The organism is Actinophytocola sp., assembly GCF_035942955.1.
GTDB lineage: Bacteria > Actinomycetota > Actinomycetes > Mycobacteriales > Pseudonocardiaceae > DASYTH01.
Genome location: NZ_DASZCQ010000226.1, coordinates 1 through 19,454 on the forward strand (window position 1 = coordinate 1; position 19,454 = coordinate 19,454).

Annotated in this window: 14 protein-coding genes; 13 read left to right on the forward strand and 1 reads right to left on the reverse strand. The window is 70.3% G+C overall.

Annotated elements, in window-relative coordinates:
* Window positions 1-150 precede the first annotated feature (150 nt).
* From VGX25_RS23280 to VGX25_RS23340, 13 genes are all read left to right on the forward strand, one after another.
* A complete protein-coding gene (locus tag VGX25_RS23280; protein WP_326920005.1) occupies window positions 151-1,542 on the forward strand; it encodes a glycoside hydrolase family 5 protein in 1,392 nt (463 codons plus the stop codon).
* Between the two features lie 130 nt (window positions 1,543-1,672).
* Entirely contained in the window at window positions 1,673-4,051 is a 2,379-nt protein-coding gene (locus VGX25_RS23285) for a ricin-type beta-trefoil lectin domain protein (protein ID WP_326920006.1), read from the forward strand.
* Window positions 4,048-5,430, forward strand: a complete 1,383-nt coding sequence (locus tag VGX25_RS23290) for a glycoside hydrolase family 43 protein (protein ID WP_326920007.1) — start codon at window positions 4,048-4,050, stop codon at window positions 5,428-5,430. The genes VGX25_RS23285 and VGX25_RS23290 overlap by 4 nt, the downstream gene beginning before the upstream one ends.
* A 202-nt stretch (window positions 5,431-5,632) precedes the next feature.
* Entirely contained in the window at window positions 5,633-5,890 is a 258-nt protein-coding gene (locus VGX25_RS23295; protein WP_326920008.1) for a hypothetical protein, read from the forward strand.
* Window positions 5,891-5,954: 64 nt separating this feature from the next.
* Window positions 5,955-6,896 (forward strand): FAD-dependent oxidoreductase, encoded by a 942-nt coding sequence (locus VGX25_RS23300; RefSeq protein ID WP_326920009.1) that lies wholly within the window; start codon window positions 5,955-5,957, stop codon window positions 6,894-6,896.
* Window positions 6,897-6,946: 50 nt separating this feature from the next.
* The gene (locus VGX25_RS23305; RefSeq protein ID WP_326920010.1) at window positions 6,947-7,945 is read left to right on the forward strand and encodes a LacI family DNA-binding transcriptional regulator; all 999 of its coding nucleotides are present in this window, start codon (window positions 6,947-6,949) and stop codon (window positions 7,943-7,945) included.
* Window positions 7,946-8,109: 164 nt separating this feature from the next.
* Window positions 8,110-10,317, forward strand: coding sequence for a discoidin domain-containing protein (locus tag VGX25_RS23310; protein WP_326920011.1), 2,208 nt, complete (start codon window positions 8,110-8,112; stop codon window positions 10,315-10,317).
* 11 nt (window positions 10,318-10,328) lie between these two features.
* Window positions 10,329-11,993, forward strand: a complete 1,665-nt coding sequence (locus VGX25_RS23315; protein ID WP_326920012.1) for an ABC transporter substrate-binding protein — start codon at window positions 10,329-10,331, stop codon at window positions 11,991-11,993.
* Between the two features lie 177 nt (window positions 11,994-12,170).
* The gene (locus VGX25_RS23320; RefSeq protein WP_326920013.1) at window positions 12,171-13,166 is read left to right on the forward strand and encodes an ABC transporter ATP-binding protein; all 996 of its coding nucleotides are present in this window, start codon (window positions 12,171-12,173) and stop codon (window positions 13,164-13,166) included.
* Window positions 13,163-14,143 (forward strand): ABC transporter permease, encoded by a 981-nt coding sequence (locus VGX25_RS23325; RefSeq protein ID WP_326920014.1) that lies wholly within the window; start codon window positions 13,163-13,165, stop codon window positions 14,141-14,143. The genes VGX25_RS23320 and VGX25_RS23325 overlap by 4 nt, the downstream gene beginning before the upstream one ends.
* 2 nt (window positions 14,144-14,145) lie before the next feature.
* Window positions 14,146-15,117 carry an ABC transporter permease gene (locus tag VGX25_RS23330; RefSeq protein WP_326920015.1) on the forward strand — a complete coding sequence of 324 codons (972 nt, stop codon included), beginning with the start codon at window positions 14,146-14,148 and terminating at the stop codon, window positions 15,115-15,117.
* 91 nt (window positions 15,118-15,208) lie between these two features.
* Entirely contained in the window at window positions 15,209-16,207 is a 999-nt protein-coding gene (locus VGX25_RS23335) for an ABC transporter ATP-binding protein (protein WP_326920016.1), read from the forward strand.
* 26 nt (window positions 16,208-16,233) lie between these two features.
* The gene (locus VGX25_RS23340) at window positions 16,234-17,703 is read left to right on the forward strand and encodes a GH1 family beta-glucosidase (RefSeq protein ID WP_326920017.1); all 1,470 of its coding nucleotides are present in this window, start codon (window positions 16,234-16,236) and stop codon (window positions 17,701-17,703) included.
* A gap of 565 nt (window positions 17,704-18,268) precedes the next feature.
* Here the strand turns inward: VGX25_RS23340 and VGX25_RS23345 are convergent.
* Window positions 18,269-19,454, reverse strand: a 1,186-nt coding sequence (locus VGX25_RS23345; protein WP_326920018.1) for an FAD-dependent oxidoreductase, incomplete at its 5' end; no start/stop codon positions are given.

The window sequence follows — 19,454 nt, forward strand, 5'->3', positions numbered from 1 at the left end:
ACCACAACCTCACGACCGCGAAGGGGGTTTGCATCAGCAGCGGGCGGGCCGGCGCCGTCGATGGTGGCGGCCCCGGTCGGCTCGCGCCGATGGTGCGGAAGAACCGCGCCATCGGGATGATGAACCGGTTACCGCTCTCGAGGAGACGCCATGACGACCCTGCCCTGGCTCCGCGTCGACGGCGCCCGGATCGTCGACGAGCACGGCGCCGTGGTCACCCTCCACGGCGTCGGTCTCGGCGGCTGGATGAACATGGAGAACTTCATCACCGGCTTTCCGGGGACGGAGCAGCGAATGCGCGCCGCGCTGCGGTCGACCCTTGGTGACGAGGCCTACGACAGCTTCTTCACCGAGTTCCTCCGCGGGTTCTTCGCCGAGCCCGACGCGGCCCACCTGGCCTCGCTCGGGCTCAACTCGGTGCGCATCCCGGTGAACTACCGGCACTTCGAGGACGACGACCACCCGTTCGAGCTCAAGGACAGCGGCTTCGCCGAGCTGGACCGGGTGATCGACGTCCTTGCCGCGCACGGCCTCTGGTCGATCATCGACCTGCACGCCCTGCCCGGCTACCAGAACCACGGCTGGCACTGCGACAACCCGACGCACGTCGCGTCGTTCTGGACGCACCGGCAGTTCCAGGATCGCGCGGTCCGGTTGTGGGAGGCCATCGCGGACCGCTACCGCGACCGGCCCGAGGTGGCCGGCTACAACCCGGTCAACGAGCCGGCCGACGCGAGCAATCAGCGCATCGGCCCGTTCTACCAGCGGTTGGAGCGCGCGATCCGGGCCGTCGACCCGCGGCACATCCTGTTCCTCGACGGCAACCGGTACGCAACGGACTTCACCGCGTTCGCCGAGCCGCTGCCCAACGCCGTCTACGCCGCGCACGACTACGCGCTGCCCGGGATCGCCGAGGGCGCAACCTATCCCGGCGTGACCCGCGGCGAGCACTTCGACCGCTCGGTGGTGGAGCAGACGTTCCTGCGCCGGACCGAGTACATGCGGCGCACCCGGACGCCGATCTGGATCGGGGAGTTCGGCCCGGTCTACCCGACCGGCGTCCCGCTGCAGCGCTGGCGGCTCGAGCTGCTCAACGACCAGTTGGAGATCTACCGCGAGCACGGCGCGGGCTGGTCACTGTGGACGTACAAGGACATCGGGCTGCAGGGCATGGTGTTCACCCGCGGGGACAGCCCGTACCTGACCAGGATCGCCGACGTGCTGGACGTCAAGCGCCGGCTCGGGGTCGACTCGTGGGGCGGCTCCGACGCGGGCGTCCGGTCGATCCTCGACCCCATCGACGAGCTGTTCGACCGGGAGTTCCCCGACTTCGACCCCTATCCGTGGGGCCGCGGCAAGTTCGTCGCCACCCTGGTCCGCCACATCCTGCTGGCCGAGCCCCTCGTCGAACGCTTCGCACGGGCATTCGCCGGTGCCGGGCCGGACGAGGCCGCGGCGCTCGCGGCGTCCTTCCGGTTCGAGAACTGCGTCGAGCGCACCGAACTGTCCGATGTCCTGCGCTCCCACCTCGCCACCCCCTAGTTCAGACGGCCTCATGTCCGCTCATGGGGCGCGGGCGGACCAGTGCCGCCGATCGGCGGTGTCGCGTTCCGCGTTCGGCCGATTACTGTAGTTTCGAACCTTGTTCGAAATATCGAACGTGGGAGGCGCTATGCGTCGGCGGATCACCACGCTCGCGGTGGGCCTGCTGCTGGTGGCCGCGGGGAGCACCGTCCCGGTCGCCGAGGCGGCGACCACGATCACCATCGACGGTGCCGCGGCCGGGCGCACGTTCGACGGCGTCGGGGCGGTGAGCGGCGGCGGCGGGAACAGCCGGTTGCTCATCGACTATCCGGAGCCGCAGCGCACCCAGATCCTGGACTACCTGTTCCGGCCGAACTTCGGCGCCGCCATGCAGATCCTCAAGGTGGAGGTCGGCGGGGACACCTACTCCACAAGCGGCGCCGAGCCGAGCCACAAGCATTCGGCCGGTGACCTGAACTGCAACCGGGGCTACGAGTGGTGGCTGATGGAGCAGGCGAAGGCGCGCAACCCCAACATCAGGCTGGCCGGCCTATCCTGGGGCGCGCCGGGGTGGATCGGCAACGGCAACTTCTGGTCCACCGACATGATCAACTACCTGATCGCCTGGCTGACCTGTGCGCGCGACGCCCACGGGCTGACCATCGACTACCTTGGCGGCTGGAACGAGCGCGGCCGCGACCTGAACTGGTACGTCAGCCTCAACAACGCGTTGGACGCCAACGGGTTCGGCAACGTCAAGATCGTCGCGTCGGACGACATCGGGGCGGGCTGGACGGTCGCCGACGACGTGCTGGCCAACAGCGCGTTCCGCACCGCCGTCGACGTGCTCGGGGTGCACTACGTGTGCGGGTACCGCAGCGCCCAGACCAACTGCCCCAGCTCGGCCAACGCGCTGGCCACCGGAAAACCGTTGTGGGCCAGCGAGAACGGTTCCGACGACTACAACGCCGGCGCTCAGGCGCTGGCCCGCGGCATCAACCGCGACTACATCGACGGGCGGATGACCGCGTACATCAACTGGCCGGTCATCGCGGCGGTGTACCCCAACCTGCCGTTCCCCACCATGGGCGTCGCGCTCGCGCCGCAGCCGTGGTCGGGCAACTACTCCGTCGGCCGCAACGCCTGGGTCATGGCGCACACCACCCAGTTCACCGCCCCCGGCTGGCGCTACCTCGACTCCGCGAGCGGGTACCTGTCCGGCAACCGCAACGTCGGCAGCTACGTGACGCTGCGGTCGAACAGCACCAACCAGTGGAGCACGGTCATCGAGACCACCCAGGCGACCGCCGCCGAGCAGTTCACGTTCACCGTCACCGGCGGCCTCGCCACCGGCGCCGTCCGGGTCTGGTCGACCAACCTGAGCTCGGGCAACCCCAACGACTCTCTGGTCCGCGGCGCCGACCTCACCCCGTCCGGCTCGACCTACACGATCACCCTGCAGCCCGGCCGCCTCTACACGCTGACCACCACCACGGGCGGCGGAAAGGGCGCCGCGAGCGGCCCGGCTCAGGCCTCGTTCGCCCTGCCGTACAGCGACAACTACGACTCCTACGCGCTCGGGAGCGAGGCCAGGTACCTGGCCGACCTGCAGGGCTCGTTCGAGATCACCAACTGCGCCGCCGGCCGGGCCGGCCGCTGCGTGCGGCAGATGGCCCCGCGCGCGCCGATCACCTGGGCCACGCTGTCCGACGCGTACACGCTGCTCGGCGACACCAACTGGGCCACGTACACGGTGTCCACGGACGTGCTGCTGGAGTCCGCCGGCTACGTCGAACTGCTCGGCCGGGTCGGCACGCAGGCGCCGTTCAACCCGCCCGGGCTGAACTCCTACCGGCTGCGGGTCAGCAACACCGGCGCCTGGTCCATCCGCCGCACCAACACCTCCGCGCAGGTGACCACGCTGGCCAGCGGCACGACCGGCGCGCTGGGCACCAACACCTGGCACACGATCGCCTTGGCGTTCAACGGCAACTCGATCAGCGCCCGGATCGACGGGACAACGGTCGGCACGGTCACCGACGCCACCTTCCCCTTCGGACAGATCGGCTTCGCCTCGGGGTGGAACTACCATGCCCAGTTCGACAATCTCACGATCACCGGCCAGACTCCGCCGCCGAGCACGACAAGTCCACTTCGGAACGTCGCAGCGGGACGGTGCATGGACGTCAGCGGGCAGAGCCAGGCCAACGGCGCCCAGCTGATCATCTGGGACTGCAACGGCGGCGGGAACCAGCGCTGGACCAGCACCGCCGCCGGGGAGCTGCGCGTCTACGACACCAAGTGCCTCGACGTGCTCAACCAGGCCACCACGCCGGGATCCGCGGTCAGCATCTGGGACTGCAACGGCGGCAACAACCAGAAATGGACGCTCAACGCCAACGGCACGATCGTCGGTCTGCAGTCCAACCTGTGCCTGGCGCCCAGCGGCGGCGGCACCGCCAACAACACCCCGATGGTCATCGCCACCTGCACCGGCGCGACCAGCCAGCAATGGAGCCGATCATGACCCGTCGCGTGCTCGCCCCGCTCTTGGGGCTGCTGCTGGTGACCAACGTGCTCGTGGCCCGGCCCGAGGTGGCGTCCGCGGCCGTCTACTCCGGATACGTCATGGCGTACTTCACCGAGTCGCCGCAACGCACCGCCAACAACTACGGCCTGCACCTCGCGGTCAGCTCGGACTCGCTGAACTGGACGCCGCTGAACCGGAACGACCCGGTGGTCACCCCGACCCAGGGGACCATGGGGCTGCGCGACCCGTTCATCGTGCGCAAGCAGGACGGCACCTTCGTGATCCTGGCGACCGACCTCAACGGCACCGACTTCACTCAGAACAACCAGTTCATCCACGTGTGGGACTCGGTGGACCTGCGGGCCTTCACCGGCTACCGGCGGCTGCGGATGCACACGATGAACACGCACACCTGGGCGCCGGAGGCGTTCTGGGATCCCGGCCGCGGCCAGTACGGCATCACCTACTCGGCGCACAACGGGGTCCGCGACGTGACAATGGTCAACTACACCACCGACTTCGTCACGGTCGGCGCGCCGCAGGTTTACTTCGACCCCGGCTTCAACGTGCTGGACGCCACCATGCACAGCAACGGCGGCACGCACTACCTGTACTACAAGAACCTCGCCGACGGCACGATCCGCGGGGCGCGGTCGTCCTCGCTCAACCCGGCCAGCTTCAACGGCGGCACCTACACCAGCGCGATCGGCGGGCAGGGCACCGAGGCGCCGATCGTGGTCAAGACCATCGACCAGAACCAGTGGTACCTGTGGGTCGACTCGTTCAGCCCGGTGAACGGCAAGTTCAACGCCTTCCAGTCCACCAACGTCAACGGCAACGCGTGGACCGCGATGAACCGCCGCGACTACAACCAGCCGCTGAGCTCCAAGCACGCCTCGATCCAGCCGATCACCGCCACCGAGATGTCGAACCTGGTGGCCCGCTGGGGAACGCCGACCTGGAACCGGCTCAAGTCGTACAACTTCCCGGACCGCTACGTGCGGCACGCCAACAACGTGGCCAGGATCGACGTGTACCCGTTCGACCCGTACCCCGACCAGCAGTGGCGGATCGTGCCCGGCCTGGCCGACCCGGCCGGCGTCTCGTTCCAGTCGGTCAACTTCCCGGATCGCTACCTGCGGCACTTCAACTTCGCCGTCGTGCTCAACCCGAACGACAACACCGCCGTCTTCCGGGCCGACGCCACCTTCTACCCGGTCGCCGGCTGGGCCGGCTCGACCTGGACCTCCTTCCGCTCGTTCAACTTTCCGGACCGCTACCTCCGGCACGCCAACAACGTGCTCAGGATCGACTCCATCTCGGCCAGCTCGTCTACTGTGGACAAACAGGACGCAACCTTTAGGATCGTGTTCTGAACTTCACTGAATCTCATTACTCTCAGCGTCGAGCGCTCAAGAGAATTGCCGGAAGGCCGACCGCACGGGCGATTTCAGCGAATATCCTCAACGGACGGCGACGGTGGAGATGCAACTTCGCCCGGTTGGGCGCTTTCTCGCGTTCGCCATGTCTCTTACGCTGAGTGATAGTGCGATCACGCATCAGCGGTAGGGATCTGCTATGAGCAAACACGCGCGCAGTGCCCGGCGGCTGGCCAGCCTGCTGACCGGGGTGTCCGGCACGGTGGTCCGGATCTACTACGACCGCGGCCTTCACCGGCACCGCGTCGTCTGGACCAATGGACCGGATGTCGCCCAGATGTACACCCTTGCGATGCGGCACGCCGGCGCCATCCCGGGACTGGATCTGACCACGCTGCTGTGGGACCGGGGCACCACCGCGGCACGAGTGTCGGCGATGCGCCGCGCGGAGGCGTAGTCACCTACGGGGGATCACCGGCCCGGCGAGCGGCCCCGGCGGCCACCGCACATAATCGGCCGTGATGCGAAACGGCGACGACGTTCTGGTCCTCGGTGCGGGCGTGATCGGCCTGACCACCGCGGTGTGCCTGGCCGAGGCGGGCGCGCGGATCCGGTTGTGGGCCGCCGACCTTCCGCCGGCCACCACCTCGGTCGCGGCGGGCGCGTTGTGGGGGCCGGACTTCACCGAGCCAGGATTCGGCTGGAGCCTGGTCACCCGGGACGAGCTGACCGCGCTCGCCTCGGAGCCGTCGAGCGGCGTGCGGCTGTGCCGCGGCCGCGAGGTGTCGGACCTGTCGGCGGAGTTGCCGCCGTGGGTCGACGAGCTGCCGGAGCTGCGGGTGTGCGAGCCGGACGAGCTGCCGGAGGGCATGCTCGTCGGGCTGTGGACCACGGTTCCGGTGGTGAACATGCCGGTATATCTCGACTATCTGACCAGACGGCTGGCCGACGCCGGCGTCGAGATCGAGCGGCGCCGGGTGGCGACGCTGGCCGAGGCGGCCGCCCGTGCGCCGGTCGTGGTCAACTGCACCGGGGTCGGGGCGGTGGAGCTGGCCGGCGACACGGACCTGCATCCCGTGCGGGGCCAGCACGTCGTGGTGGAGAACCCGGGAATCGACGAGTTCTACATCGCGGCGGGGCTGGCGCCGCAGTGGGCCGGCTACATTCCCCATGGTGATCACGTGGTGCTCGGCGGTGTGGCGATCCCGCACGACTGGAGTCTCGAGCCGGATCCCGCGATCGCCGAGGGCATCGTGGCCAGGTGCGCGGCGATCGAGCCGCGGCTGGCCGGGGCGCGGGTGATCGAGCACCGGGTCGGGCTGCGTCCACAGCGGACCCGTCCGCGCCTGGACGAGGAGCCCGTCGATGGCGCCCGGTGCGTCCACAACTACGGCCACGGCGGCATGGGGGTCAGCCTGTCCTGGGGCTGCGCGCGGGCCGTGCGGAATCTGCTTGCCGGCTGACGCGGTAGGTATGCTGGCGGCGCTGCCGGGACTTTTGTGAGGGCGGGAAGATGCGCGTCACCATCGCCGAGGTCGCCCGCCGGGCCCGGGTGAGCAAGGCGACCGTGTCGCGGGTGCTCAACAACAAGGGTGACGTGGACGCGGCGACGGCGATCCGGGTGCGCGAGGTGATCGCGGCGACCGGGTACACGCCGAGCGCAAGGGCGGTCGGGCTGGCCAAGGGTCGCACCCAGACGGTGGGCATGCTGGTGCCCGGCCTGACCTGGCCGTGGATGGGCGACGTGCTGCAGGGGGTCGCCGACGTGCTCGAGGCCCGGGGCTACGGCCTGCTGCTCAACACGATGAACCGGGGCGCCGAGTCGCTCACCCAGTTCGCCAAGCACGTGTCGGCCAACGCGTTCGACGGCCTACTGCTGGTCGAGCCGCCGAACACGCTGGACTACATCACCCGGCTGCACGAGTCCGGGCTGCCCGTGGTCATGATCGACGACCGGGGCCACCACCCGGGTTTTCCGTCCGTGGCCACCAGCAACTACGAGGGCGCCGCGGACGCCGCCGGGCACCTGCTGGCCACCGGCCGCAGGCGGCTGGCGATGATCACCGGGCCGAGCCAGTTCGGTTGCACCCGCGCCAGGGTGGACGGCTTCTGCGCCACGCTCGACGAGGCCGGGATCCGGTTCGACGACCGCCTGATGATTGAGGGTGACTTCACCCGCGAGGCCGGGCTCGCCGGGATCCGGGACCTCGTCGCGACCGGGATCGCGTTCGACGGCGTGTTCGCGCACAACGACCTGATGGCCGTCGGCGTGCTCGACGGGCTGCGCGCGGCCGGCCGGCCGGTGCCGGGGGAGGTGGCGGTGGTCGGCTTCGACGACATCGCGGTGGCCGCGCACACCCAGCCATCGCTGACCACGGTTCGCCAGCCGTCCCGGGAGATGGGCGAGGCGGCGGCGTCCATGCTGCTGGCGAACCTGGCCGGCGAGCCGCCGCCGGACCAGCCCAAGATCGTGCCGACCTCCTTGGTGATCAGGGACTCCGCGCCCGCTTGACGGTCCCCGCGTAGCTGAGTTAAATACCCCGTAACCGGTTCCGGAACCGGTTACGAGATCCCTGCCGAACCCCTTGATCGATCATGCGGACACCCCGGTCGCGGGGTCGATGCCGCGCGCCCGCACCCGCCGCTCCCCGCCGCACCCCCGAACAGGCGCAGATCATGAAACTCCACCGTCTCACCGCGCTCGCGGTGTCCGCGGTGACCGTGCTCGGCACCGTCGCCGCGCTCAACCTTCCCGTCGCACAAGGACAGTCCGTCGCGGCCTGCGGCACGGCCAACGCCGCGCTGAACCGGCCGGCCACCGCGTCGTCCGTCGAGCACGCCGGCACCCCGGCGAGCGCCGCGGTCGACGGGTCCGCATCCACCCGCTGGTCGAGCGCGTTCAGCGATCCGCAGTGGCTGCAGGTGGATCTCGGTGCCACGCAACAGATCTGCCGGGTCGGGTTGAACTGGGAGGCCGCCTACGCCCGGTCGTTCCAGATCCAGGTGTCCGGCAGCGCGACCGGCCCGTGGACGACGATCTTCTCGACGACCACCGGCGCCGGCGGCAACCAGACGCTCGACGTGTCGGGAACCGGCCGGTTCGTGCGGATGAACGGCACGGTACGGGCCACCCAGTGGGGTTACTCGCTCTGGGAGCTCTCGGTGAACACCGACGACGGCGGGAGCACCGTCCCGCCGACGGATCCGCGCAACCCCGACTTCGGCCCCAACACGTTCGTGTTCGGCCCGGCCACGCCGGCGGGGGAGATCCAGAGCCGGCTGAACGCGATCGCCAGCCAGATGCGCACCAACCAGTTCGGAACCCAGCGGTACGCCGTGCTGTTCCGGCCCGGCACCTACACGGCCAATGTGGACCTGCGGTTCTACACCCAGGTGGCCGGGCTCGGCCTGTCGCCGGACAACACGAACATCAACGGGCACGTGCGGGTCGAGGCGGACTGGCTGCAGCAGGGCAGCGACCCGAACAACCTCGGCAACGCCACGCAGAACTTCTGGCGCGCGGCGGAGAACCTCTCGGTGCACCTGCCCGCCGGGCAGATCGAGCGCTGGGCGGTGTCGCAGGCGGCGCCGTACCGCAGGATGCACCTGTCCGGCCAGGTCCAGCTCTGGAACGGCGCCGACGGCTGGGCCAGCGGAGGCCTGATCGCCGATTCCAGGATGGACGGTGTGGTCGTCTCCGGCTCCCAGCAGCAGTTCCTGACCCGCAACAGCGAGCTCAACGGCGGCTGGAACGGCTCGGTGTGGAACATGGTGTTCGTCGGCTCGCCCGGCGCCCCGCCGCAGCACTTCCCGAACCCGTCGCACACGACCATCGACACCACTCCGAAGGTCCGCGAGAAGCCGTTTCTCTACGTCGACGGATCCGGCAGCTACAACGTGTTCGTGCCGGCGCTGCGGCAGAACGCGCGCGGCACCTCGTGGGGTTCCGGCGCCCCGGCCGGCACGTCGATCTCGCTGGCGAACTTCTACGTGGTGCGGCCCGGCGCCGCGGTGTCGACCATCAACACCGCGCTGGCCCAAGGCAGGCACCTGCTGTTCACGCCGGGCATCTACCACCTCGACGACACGATCCGGGTGACCCGTCCGGACACCGTGGTCCTCGGCCTCGGGCTGGCCACGCTGATCCCGGACACCGGGCTGCCGGCCATGACGGTGTCCGATGTGGACGGTGTGAAGTTGGCCGGGCTGCTGGTAGACGCCGGCCCGACGAACTCGCCGGTGCTGCTGGAGATTGGGCCGGCCGGGTCGTCGGCGAGCCACGCCGCCAACCCGACGTCGCTGCACGACGTGTTCCTGCGGGTCGGCGGGGCCGGGGCCGGCCGGGCCACGGTCAGCCTGCGGATCAACAGCAACGACGTGCTCGTGGACCACACCTGGATCTGGCGGGCCGACCACGGCGCCGGGGTGGGCTGGACGGTGAACACCGCGGCGAACGGCTTCGTGGTCAACGGCAACAACGTGATCGCGTACGGCTTGTTCGTCGAGCACTACCAGCAGTACAACGTGCTCTGGAACGGCAACGGCGGGCGGACCTACTTCTTCCAGAACGAGCTGCCCTACGACCCGCCGAACCAGGCCTCGTGGAGCAGTGGCGGCGGGAACCTGGGCTGGGCGGCCTACAAGGTGGCCAACTCGGTCACCAGCCACGAGGCGTGGGGCGTCGGCGCCTACTGCTTCTTCAACGTCAATCCGTCCATTGTGGCCAGTCGTGGGTTCGAGGTGCCCAACACCGCGGGCGTTCGGTTCCACGACCTGGTCACGGTGTCACTCGGCGGCGTCGGGACGATCAACCGGGTCATCAACGACTCCGGGGCGACGGCCAACCAGGCCAACCAGGTCAGCTATCTGGTGAGCTACCCATGAGGAGCAGATCGATGAGGATCACACGTTCCGTCGCGCTGGCCGCCGCGGCCGCGCTGGCCGTCGCCGGGCTCGCCGGATGCGGCAGCGGAGGCGGGAGCTCGCCGGCCGCAGAGGGCACCGGCGTGCTCAACGTCGGAATGCCAAACGGGCCGCAGACCGAGAACCACAACCCGTTCCTGAGCTCGTCGGCGGCGAGCTCGCTCGGCTACCGCCGGGTGATCTACGAGCCGCTGGTGATGACCAACGTGGTCCGGCCCACCGATCCCGGCAAGCCGTGGCTGGCCACCAAATGGGAGTGGTCCGGCGACTACCGCACCCTCACGCTCACCGTGCGGGACAACGTGACGTGGTCCGACGGCCAGCCGATGACCGCCGCCGACGTGGCGTACACCTTCGAGCTGCTGAAGAAGACGCCCGCGCTCAACGTCGACGCGATACCGTACGGGGACATCAGGCACAGCGGCAACCAGGTCACGCTGACCTTCCCCAAGCCCCAGTTCGTCAACCAGGTCAAGATCCTGACCACGTTCGTGGTGCCGCAGCATCAGTGGTCGAAGATGGCCGACCCGGCGACCGATCTGGTGAAGCAGCCGGTCGGCACCGGCCCCTACACGCTCAAGTCGTTCACCCCGCAGACCGTCACGGTGAGCCTGCGCGACCGGTACTGGCAGGAGCTGCCCAAGGTCAAGGAGATCCGGTACACCTCGTACACCGACAACAACGCGCAGACCACCGCGCTGGCCAACGGCACGGCGGAGTGGAGCTTCGTGTTCATCCCGAACTACAAGGCCGTCTACATCGACAAGGATCCGGAGCATCACAAGCTCTGGTTCCCCGGGGTGCTGGCGATCCACGGCCTGTTCCTCAACACCCAGAACCCGCCGTTCGACAACCCGGCGCTGCGCAGGGCGATGGCCATGGTGATCAACCGCGACGACATCTTCCACCAGGGCGAGGCCGGCTACTTCTACCCCAAGGTGGACAACGTCACCGGCATCCCGACACCGGCCGGCGAGCAGTTCATCGCTCCGGAGTTCAAGGGCAGGACCTGGAAGGTCGACGTCGAGGGCGCGAAGAAGGAGCTCACCGGCGCCGGGTTCCGGTTCGACGGCGCCACGCTGGTGGACCCGACCGGCAAGCCGGTGTCGATCACACTGTCCAACCCGGCCGGCTGGTCCGACTACATCACCGACCTGGAGATCATCAAGGACAACCTGTCGGCGATCGGCATCTCGGCCACCGTGGACAAGGCCAACCAGGACGCCTGGACCACGAACATCGACGCCGGCCAGTTCGAGGCGTCCATGCACTGGACCAACTCCGGGCCGACGCCGTACGACATCTACCAGTCCATCATGGACGGCGCGCTGTACAAGCCGGTCGGCACGCCCGGCGTGAACGGCAACTGGGGCCGGTTCCAGAACGCCGAGGCCACCGCGGCGCTCGAGCAGTACGCCAACGCCGGCGACGAGGCTGCGCGCACCGCCGCCATGCACAGGCTGCAGCGGATCATGGTCGAGCAGATGCCGGTGATCGTGACCTCGGCGGCGAACGCGGGCGGCGAGTACAGCACGAAGAACTGGGTCGGCTGGCCGGACGAGCAGAACCAGTACGCTCCGGCGCAACCGACGCTGATCAACGCCCTGGACATCATCCTGCGCCTCCGACCGGCATGACCCCGTGTGTTGGCGCCTCACGTCGCCTTGTTTGCCGCTCACGTCGGTGTGTTTGCCGCTCACGTCGGTGTGTTGGCTGCTCACGTCGGTGTGTTGGCCGCGCACGACGCCAACACGGCGACGCCAGGCGCCAACACGGCGACGCCAGAGGCCAACACGCGGGTGGGGAGGTGGGGTATGAGTGAGGTCGTGCTGGCCGCGGCCGGCCTGACCAAGCACTTCCCGGTCCGCCGCCGGGCGCGGGACCTGCTGGCCGGCCGGCGGCGCAGCGTGCACGCGGTGGACGACGTCGATCTCGAGCTGCGCCGGGGCCGGGTGACCGCCATGGTCGGCGAGTCCGGCTCCGGCAAGTCGACCGTCGCCCGGCTGCTCGCCCAGCTCTACGGTCGCACGGCCGGAACCGTGCGGCTGCACGGAAAGCCGATGACCGTCCGGAGTGGACGGCGGTTCCGTGCCTACTGCGGCCGGGTGCAGCTGGTCTTCCAGGATCCGTTCGCCTCGCTCAACCCGGCGCACACCGTGCGCTACCACCTCACCCGCGCGCTGCGGCTGCACGGGCGGGCCGGATCGGCGGCGGCCGAGCTGCTCGAACGGGTCCAGCTCGCCCCGCCCGAGCGGTTCCTGGACAAGTTCCCGCACGAGCTGTCCGGCGGGCAGCGCCAGCGGGTGGCCATCGCCAGGGCGCTGGCGGCCGGGCCCGAGGTGCTGCTCGCCGACGAGCCGGTGTCCATGTTGGACGTCTCGATCCGGCTCGGCGTGCTCAACCTGTTGCGGGACCTCAAGGACCGGCTGAACCTGGCGATCCTGTACATCACCCACGACATCGCGTCGGCCCGCTACTTCGCCGACGAGGTGCTCGTGATGTACGCCGGCCGGGTGGTGGAGGGCGGCGACGGCGAGACGGTCACGCAGCACGCCGCGCACCCGTACACCCGGTTGCTGATCGCCTCCGCACCCGACCCGGACACGATCGCCGGGCGGCCGGCCGCCGCTCCCGCCGAGCCGGCCGGTGGCGAGCCGCCGAGCCTGATCGACCCGCCCGCCGGCTGCCGGTTCCACCCGCGCTGCCCGCATGTGATGTCGGTGTGCCGCGAGCGGGTGCCGCCCCGGCTTGACGTCGGTGACCGGGCCGGCCACTGGGCGGCCTGCTGGCTGTACCGGGGGGACACGTGAGCTTCCTGTTGCGCCGGCTGGCTTTCTACCTGTTCACTGCGTGGGCGGCGGTGACGATCAACTTCCTACTGCCCCGGATGATGCCCGGCGACCCGGTGCTGTCGCTGATCAGCCGGGCCCAGGGGCAGCTGGACACCGACGCGATCCGGTCGCTGTACATCCTGTTCGGACTGGACGAGGAGAAGTCGTTCCTCCGGCAGTACGTCGAGTACCTCGGCCAGCTGCTGAGTGGGGATCTGGGCCTGTCGTTCACGTTCTTCCCCACGCCGGTCGCCGCGGTGATCGGCGACAGTCTGCCGTGGACACTCGCGCTTGTGGGGTTCACCACCGTGCTCAGCTTCCTGCTCGGCACCGGGCTCGGTGTGCTGGCCGGCTGGCGGCGCGGCTCGTGGGTGGAGCTGATCCTGCCGGTGACCACGTTCCTCGCGTCGATCCCGTACTTCTGGCTCGGCCTGATCGCCATCACGCTGCTTGCCGGGCAGGGCGGGGCGTTCCCGGCCTCCGGCGGGTTCGATCCCGGCGTGGTCCCCGCCTGGGACTGGGAGTTCATCGGCAGCGCGATCCACCACACGCTGCTGCCCGCCGCGACCATCCTGGTCACCTCGATGGCCGGCTGGGTGTTGAGCATGCGCAACATGATGGTGACGGTGTCCGCGGAGGACTACATCACCGTGGCGCACGCCAAGGGGCTGCCCGAGCGGCGGGTGATGCTCAGCTACGCGGCCCGCAACGCCCTGCTGCCCAACGTCTCCGGCTTCGCGCTGCAGCTCGGGCTGATCGTCGGCGGCACGCTGCTGGTGGAGATCGTGTTCTCCTACCCGGGCGTGGGATTCCAGCTGTTCCAAGCGGTCGGGGCGAAGGACTACCCGTTGCTGCAGGGCATCTTCCTGATCGTCACGCTGTCCGTGCTGGCCGCCAACCTGCTCGCCGACCTGGTCTACCTGCTGCTTGATCCCCGTACCCGCAGGGAGGGTTGACCGTGGCCCTGCCGACCGCGGACCTCACGCCGATCGTGCCGGATCCGGCGGCGAGCCTGCCGCCCGCCGCGCCACCCGGCCGCGGCCGGCGGCGGCTGCGGTTCCTGGCCAATTGGAAGGCGGCGACCGGGCTGGCGGTCCTGGCCTGCTTCGGCCTGCTGGCGGTGATCGGCCCGTGGATCGCGCCGTACGACCCGTCCGCGCGCGGCAACGATCTGGTGGCCGGGCCGTCGGCGGCACACTGGCTGGGCACCACCCATCTCGGTCAGGACATCCTCAGCCAGCTGCTGGTCGGCACCCGCAGCGTGATCGTGGTCGGGCTGCTGGCCGGGGTGGTGGCCACCGTGCTCGCCGTGCTGATCGGTGTGACGTCCGGGTATCTCACCGGCGTCGTCGGGGAGATCCTTTCCGCGCTGTCCAACGTGTTCCTGGTCATCCCGGTGCTGCTGCTGGTGATCATCATCGCGTCGATCCTGACCGAGACCGACGACCTGACCATCGCCCTGGTGATCGGCGCCACCGCGTGGCCGTGGAGCGCCAGGGTGCTGCGCGCGCAGACGCTGTCGCTGCGCCAGCGGGACTATGTCGAGGCGGCCAGGGCCACCGGGGAGCCGACCTGGCGGATCATCGGCTTCGAGCTGCTGCCCAACCTGACCGCGGTGATCGCCGCCCGGTTCGTCGACACCGTGGTGTTCGCGGTGCTGTCCGAGATCGCCCTGGCGTTCATCGGCGTCTCCGGCGTGTCCGAGTGGAACTGGGGCACGATCCTGTTCTGGGCGCAGAGCCAGCAGGCGCTCGCGCAGGGCGCCTGGTGGTGGTTCGTTCCGGCCGGCCTGGCCATCGCCGTGCTCGGGACGGCGTTGGCGCTGCTCAACTTCGGCATCGACGAGTTCGTCAACCCGCGGCTGCGCAGCGTCACCGTGCCCGGCATGCGGGTGGGGTTCACCCCGGTGCTGCGGGAGGAGGAGCGGTGAGCGGAGCTTGCGGAGCGAACCATCGAACACTGCCCTGTCGCCGAGGGACGAGGCGACAGGGTTACCAGCACCGAGCTTGCGAGGTGCTGGCGTGACCGGCCAACCGGTGTTGGAGATCGGCGACCTGTGCGTCGACTACGGGGTGGGTGAGCACGCGGTGCGCGCGGTCCGCGACGTCAGCCTCACCCTGCACCGCGGCGAGGTGCTCGGCCTGGCGGGGGAGAGCGGCAGCGGAAAGTCCACATTGGCCTACGGGATGCTGCGGCTGCTGCCGCCGCCCGGGGTGATCCGTCGCGGTGTGGTCACCTACCACCCGGCCGCCGCCGAGCCGGTGGACATCCTGTCGCTGTCCCCCGCGGGGCTGCGCCGGCTGCGCTGGGCCGAGGTGGCGATCGTGTTCCAGGGCGCGATGAACTCGCTCAACCCGGTGCACACCGTGGCGGCGCAGCTGGGTGACGCGATCGCCGCGCACCGGCCGGGGAGCACCGCCGCCCGGCGCCGGGCCCGCGCCCGCGAGCTGCTCGAGCTGGTCGGGATCACCGCCGACCGGCTGGACAGCTACCCGCACCAGCTCTCCGGCGGCATGCGCCAGCGCGTGATGATCGCCATGGCGCTGGCCCTCGAGCCGCGGGTGGTGGTGCTCGACGAGCCGACCACCGCGCTGGACGTCGTGATGCAGCGGCAGATCCTGGCGCAGCTGGTCGAGCTACGCGAGCGGATCGGTTTCTCCGTCCTGTTCATCACGCACGACCTGTCGCTGCTGGTGGAGTTCGCCGACCGGATCGCGATCATGTACGGCGGCCGGATCGTCGAGGCCGCCCCGAGCACCGAGCTGTACCGGGACTGCCTGCACCCGTACAGCGACGGCCTGCTGCGCTCGTTCCCCGCCCTGCACGGACCGCGCCGCGAGCTGACCGGCATTCCCGGCTCGCCACCCGATCTGCGGGCCATGCCGACCGGGTGCGCGTTCCATCCACGCTGCCCGCACGCCTTCGACCCGTGCGCCACCGAGGTTCCGGTGCTCTCCACGCCGGCCGGTCGCGGCGCGGACCGGACGGTGGCGTGCTGGCTGCACGACGTTCAGGCCTGACTGTCCACAACGGAACCGGAGGATCGATGGTGGAAACGACGACGGCGCGGGTCGGCACCGCGGAGGAGCTCGACCTGATCGCGAGCCTGCCATCGACCTTCCGGTGGGGAGCGGCGACGGCCGCCTACCAGATCGAGGGCGCCGTGGCCGAGGACGGCCGCGGACCGTCCATCTGGGACACGTTCTGCCGGGTGCCGGGCGCCATCGACGGGGGGGACACCGGGGACGTCGCCTGCGACCACTACCACCGGATGCCGCAGGACGTGGCCCTGATGCGGGAGCTCGGCATCGACTCCTACCGCTTCTCGGTCGCCTGGCCGCGGGTCCAGCCCGGCGGCCGGGGGCCGGTCAACCCGGCCGGCATCGGCTTCTACGACCGGCTGGTGGACGAGCTGATCGGCAGCGGCATCGAACCGTGGGTGACGCTCTACCACTGGGATCTGCCGCAGGAGCTGGAGGATGCGGGCGGCTGGCCGGAGCGTGACACCGCTCACCGGTTCGCCGACTACGCCATGCTGGTGTTCGAGCGGCTGCGCGACCGGGTCGAGTGCTGGTCGACGCTCAACGAGCCGCTGTGCTCGGCGATGCTCGGCTACTACCACGGCAAGCAGGCGCCCGGCCGGCGCGAATTCCCGGCCGCCATCGCCGCGATCCATCACCTGCTGCTCGGGCACGGCCTTGCCACGCAACGGATGCGCGCAGTGTCTACCCCGCCCCCTTCCGCCCTGCGGGCCGCAGGGGCGCAAGGCCCACCCCCCTCCGCGAGCCGCCAGGTCCGGCTGGGCATCACGCTCAACCCCAGCGTGGTGGCGCCCGCCACGGACAGCCCGCTCGACCGCGACGCCGCCCGGCGAGCCGACGGCCTCGGCGCCCGGATCTACCTCGACCCGTTGCGGCACGGGCGGTATCCCGCCGACGTGGTCGACGACCTCGAGGCCCGCGGGGTACGCCTGCCGATCCGCGACGGCGACCTCGAGACGATCTCCACGCCGTTCGACTGGCTCGGCGTCAACTATTACTTCAGCTCCCGAGTGTCCGGTGTGGACGACTTGGGCCGCTCCGTGGACGACGCCGGGATCCCGGTCGCCCGGGACGTGCGCCTCGGCCGGCCGGTGACCGCGATGGACTGGGAGATCATCCCGGACGGGCTCACCGAGCTGCTCGTCCGGCTCGGCCGCGACTACCCCGGAATGCCGATGGTGGTCACCGAGAGCGGCGCGGCGTTCCACGACATCCCGGACGAGTCCGGCTTCGTCCAGGACGACGAACGCGCCGCCTACCTCGCCTCCCACATCGCCGCCGTAGCCAGAGCCCGCCAAACCGGCGCCGACGTACGCGGCTACTTCGTCTGGTCCCTCCTGGACAACTTCGAATGGTCCTACGGCTACGCCAAACGATTCGGCCTGATCCGCGTCGACTACGAAACCCAACGACGAACCCTCAAACACAGCGCCCATTGGTACCGCGACACCATCCGCCGCGTCCGCGGAACCTAGCTGCCCGGCCACCCTTCGACCCGGTTGGCGTTGTGGCAACGACCCCCGCCACGGGATCCGGCGTCGCGCGGCCGGCCGGCCCGGATCGTCGCGGTGGGCTGTGGCCGCGCCGCGTTACGCGCGCTGCGCGCGGCGCGGCCACGGGCTCACAACCGCGATCGGGTCAGGCGAGGCGGCCCAGCGGAATGTGCCGGGCCTTGCACGGGGCTGGTCGGGAGCGGCTCGGCTGGCGGAGGCCGCCCTGCCGGATCAGGTGGTGCGTGGCATGGCCGAGGAGCCGAGGAACCGTCGCTTCCACGGCGATCTTGCTCGGCTGCCGCGCGGGGATACCTTGCTGCCGGGCGGTTTCGGCGCAATTGGCGCGTGGTTGAGGCATTGTGGTGGCGACTCGCGCCACGGGTTCCGGCGTCGCGGGGCCGGCCGGCCCGGATCGTCGCGGTGGGCTGTGGCCGCGCCGCGCGCTGCCGCGCGCGCAGCGCGCGGCAGCGGCCACGGGTCACAACCCCCAACGGGGGTTCAGACAAGGCGGGCCCAGCTGAGTGTGCCGGCCTTTGCCCGGGGCCGGTCAGGTGCGGCTGAGCTGGCGGAGGTCGGTGGACTCGTCGCGGAGGGCGTCGGGGGTGACGGGGGTGCGGCGGGCCATCAGGCGTTTGGCGGCGACGATGTCCTTGGCGCGGTTCATGGTGAGCACCGCGGCGATGGTGCCGTCGCGGGTCAGGGTCCAGGCGGAGAAGCGGCGATCGTCGAGCGAGCCGCGGACGACGACCTCGGCGTCCGGCTGGGGCAGGCCGAGAACCTGGAGGTTGTGTTCGTACACATCGGACCAGAACCAGTGCGGTTCGGCGTACGGTTGCGGGTCGGGCGCGACGAGGTTGCGGCCGGCCACGGCGCCCTGCTTGAGCGCGTTGTCGTAGTGTTCCACCCGGATGTGCCCGTTGTGCAACGGATGCAGGTGCGCGGCGACGTCACCGGCGGCGAACACGTCGGGCGCCGAGGTGCGGCAGTGCTCGTCGACCAGGATACCGTTGGCGCACCGGATGCCGGTGCCCTCGGCGAGCTCCACATTGGGCAGTAGCCCGGTGGCCACCAGCAGCAGGCCGCACTCGATCCGGCCACGGTCGGTGGTGACCAGCAGCCCGTCCCCGGTCGGCGTGACCGACTCCACCCGCTCGCCGGTGCGCAGGTCGACCCCGGCGTCGCGGTGGACGTCGCCGATGATCGCGCCGAACCGGTCGCCGAGGACCCGCTGCAGCGGGACGTCGGCCATCTCCAGCAGCGTCACCTCGACGCCCAGTTTGCGGGCGCACGCGGCGACCTCGCAGCCGATGAACCCCGCGCCGAGCACCGCGAGCGGCGTGCCGCGCCGCAGCCGCTTGGCGAGCAGGTCGGCGTCGGCGACCGTGCGCAGGTACACCACCCGCTCGTGCTCGACCCCGGGCAGCCGGCGCGGCCGGCCGCCCGTGGCGAGGACCAGCTTGCCGTAGGCGATCCGGCCCCCGTCGCCGAGCACGACCTCGCCGGCCCGCTCGTCGATCCGCACCACCCGGGTGCCGAGCATCAGCTCGATCCCGTGCTCGTCGAGGAACTCGCTCGACCGAACCGGCAGCGCCGCCGCGTCCAGCTCGCCCGCGAGGTACTCCTTGGACAGCGGCGGCCGCCGGTAGGGCGTCTCCGGCTCCTCGGCGATCATCAGGATCCGGCCCTCGAACCCGGCTTCCCGCGCGGCGGCGCCCGCGGCCACGGCCGCGGGC

Bases quoted from the DNA above. Each gene is read 5' to 3' on its own strand.
- VGX25_RS23280 (WP_326920005.1), top strand. From the start codon at position 151: ATGACGACCCTGCCCTGGCTCCGCGTCGACGGCGCCCGGATCGTCGAC.
- VGX25_RS23285 (WP_326920006.1), top strand. From the start codon at position 1,673: ATGCGTCGGCGGATCACCACGCTCGCGGTGGGCCTGCTGCTGGTGGCC.
- VGX25_RS23290 (WP_326920007.1), top strand. From the start codon at position 4,048: ATGACCCGTCGCGTGCTCGCCCCGCTCTTGGGGCTGCTGCTGGTGACC.
- VGX25_RS23295 (WP_326920008.1), top strand. From the start codon at position 5,633: ATGAGCAAACACGCGCGCAGTGCCCGGCGGCTGGCCAGCCTGCTGACC.
- VGX25_RS23300 (WP_326920009.1), top strand. From the start codon at position 5,955: ATGCGAAACGGCGACGACGTTCTGGTCCTCGGTGCGGGCGTGATCGGC.
- VGX25_RS23305 (WP_326920010.1), top strand. From the start codon at position 6,947: ATGCGCGTCACCATCGCCGAGGTCGCCCGCCGGGCCCGGGTGAGCAAG.
- VGX25_RS23310 (WP_326920011.1), top strand. From the start codon at position 8,110: ATGAAACTCCACCGTCTCACCGCGCTCGCGGTGTCCGCGGTGACCGTG.
- VGX25_RS23315 (WP_326920012.1), top strand. From the start codon at position 10,329: ATGAGGATCACACGTTCCGTCGCGCTGGCCGCCGCGGCCGCGCTGGCC.
- VGX25_RS23320 (WP_326920013.1), top strand. From the start codon at position 12,171: ATGAGTGAGGTCGTGCTGGCCGCGGCCGGCCTGACCAAGCACTTCCCG.
- VGX25_RS23340 (WP_326920017.1), top strand. From the start codon at position 16,234: ATGGTGGAAACGACGACGGCGCGGGTCGGCACCGCGGAGGAGCTCGAC.